Annotated in this window: 2 protein-coding genes; one reads left to right on the forward strand and one right to left on the reverse strand. The window is 62.2% G+C overall.

All coding sequences use genetic code 11. The annotated features are described in order from the left end of the window. Positions 1 to 1054: amino acid--tRNA ligase-related protein (locus tag EN969_RS28485; protein WP_348632418.1), on the forward strand; the 1054-nt coding region annotated here is incomplete at its 5' end. 116 nt (positions 1055 to 1170) lie between these two features. Here the strand turns inward: EN969_RS28485 and EN969_RS28490 are convergent. Continuing rightward, the coding region (locus EN969_RS28490) for a hypothetical protein (protein ID WP_127419600.1) at positions 1171 to 2031 on the reverse strand (861 nt) is incomplete at its 5' end.

Genomic DNA, 2031 nt, shown 5'->3' on the forward strand with positions numbered 1-2031 from the left:
GGACGACGTGCTGTCGACCATGGAACCTGTCATGCGCGGGGTCTTCGAGACCTTCGCCAACGGCAAGCCGGTGACGCAGAATTTCCAGCGCATTCCCTATGATGTGGCCATGCGCAAATACGGCTCCGACAAGCCGGACCTGCGCAACCCGATCGAGATGCAGGCCGTCTCCGATCATTTTCGCGATTCCGGCTTCAAGGTGTTCGCCAACATCCTGGCCAGCGACCCGAAGGCCGAAGTGTGGGGCATTCCCGCCAAGACCGGCGGCAGCCGCGCCTTCTGCGACCGCATGAATTCCTGGGCGCAGGGCGAGGGCCAGCCGGGGCTGGGCTATATCTTCTGGCGCAAGGAGGGCGACAAGCTCGAAGGCGCCGGTCCGCTCGCCAAGAACATCGGCGAGGAGCGCACCGAGGCGATCCGCCTTCAGCTCGGCCTTGCCGATGGCGACGCCGCCTTCTTCGTTGCCGGCGACCCGAAGAAGTTCGTCTCCTTCGCGGGGGCTGCGCGCACCCGTGCCGGCGAGGAGCTGAACCTTGTCGACCGCGAGCGTTTCGAGCTGTGCTGGATCGTCGACTTCCCGTTCTTCGAGTGGAACGAGGAAGAGAAGAAGATCGACTTCGCCCACAACCCGTTCTCGATGCCGCAAGGTGGCATCGATGCGCTGAATGGCGAGGACCTGCTCGGCATCAAGGCGTTCCAGTACGACATGGTCTGCAACGGTTTCGAGATCGCCTCAGGCGGTATCCGCAACCATCTGCCCGAAACCATGGTCAAGGCGTTCGAGACGGTAGGGCTGGACCGCGCCACGGTCGAGGAGCGCTTCGGCGGCCTCTATCGTGCCTTCCAGTATGGCGCACCGCCGCATGGCGGCATGGCCGCCGGCGTCGACCGCGTCGTCATGCTGCTGCTCGGCGCCAAGAACCTGCGTGAGATCACCATGTTCCCGATGAACCAGCAGGCCTATGATCTGTTGATGAATGCACCCTCGGAAGCGAGCCCGCAGCAGCTTCGCGACCTGGCGCTGCGCGTTGCCGTGCCCAAGAAGGACGCCTGATCGCGCGCTTTGGGCGATGCTTTAAAGAACCGCCCGAACCGATTCTTTCGATTCGCTAATCCCAAGAAAAAGCCCGGCATCGCTGCCGGGCTTTTCGCATAGCGAGATCGCTTCGATCAGTCTTCGTTGGCCTTGACGGTGACACCGAGCGTCTTGGGCAGATCGAGCGGGTTGGACATGGCACCCGCCATGATCAGCGCGAACGGCACGGATGCCGGCGGCTCGGCCGAGATTTCGAGGCTCTTCGGATCGTCGAGGAATTTGCTGACCGCGGCCGTAACCTGCGCAGTCAGTTCCGGATTGTTGAGCTGCGCCATGCCGAACGGCACGATCGCCTTGGCCTGGTTGGCGATGTCCTTGCCGGACATGCCTTGCTGCTTGCCGACATAGTCCAGAACCTTGTTGGTCAGCGAATCGTCGTCGAAGCGGATCGAGGCGCTGTTGAACGAAAGCTGCTGCAACAGGCCGAGCATGGCCATGCCTTGCGCCGAATTGTCGGCGCCTTCCGGCTGTGCCGCCATCTTCTTCTGCATTTCCTGCAGCGACTTGATGAAGTCCAGCGTGTAGCCGCCGAGATTGAAGGTCATGCCGAGCGTGCCGGCATTCTCGACCGAGATGTCGTATTTCGACAGTTCCATCTTGCCGTCCGTGGGCTGCCAGGTGCCGGCCATTTCGAGATTGCCCGCGATGTTCTGGTAGCCGAGCGCGTTGATGACTTCCTTGGACTTGGGATCGTCCACCAGCGTCAGGTCGGCATTGAATTTTTCCGTGGTGGCGGTGAATTCCATCGCCTTGCCGTCCGCCGGCGGCGTGATCTCGATGGCAAGCCCGTCCATCGAGAAGGCGGTCTTGTCGGCGACCTTGACGGTCATGTTCGAGAGTTCGGCGGACTTGTACATCATCAGCGAGCCCAGCGGGCCGGTGGAACCGTCGGCCGGAACTGTCATGTCGTGGATGACGAAGGGGCTGAGGTCGAG

Source organism: Mesorhizobium sp. M7A.F.Ca.CA.003.01.2.1 (assembly GCF_003998945.1).
Taxonomy (GTDB): domain Bacteria; phylum Pseudomonadota; class Alphaproteobacteria; order Rhizobiales; family Rhizobiaceae; genus Mesorhizobium; species Mesorhizobium ciceri.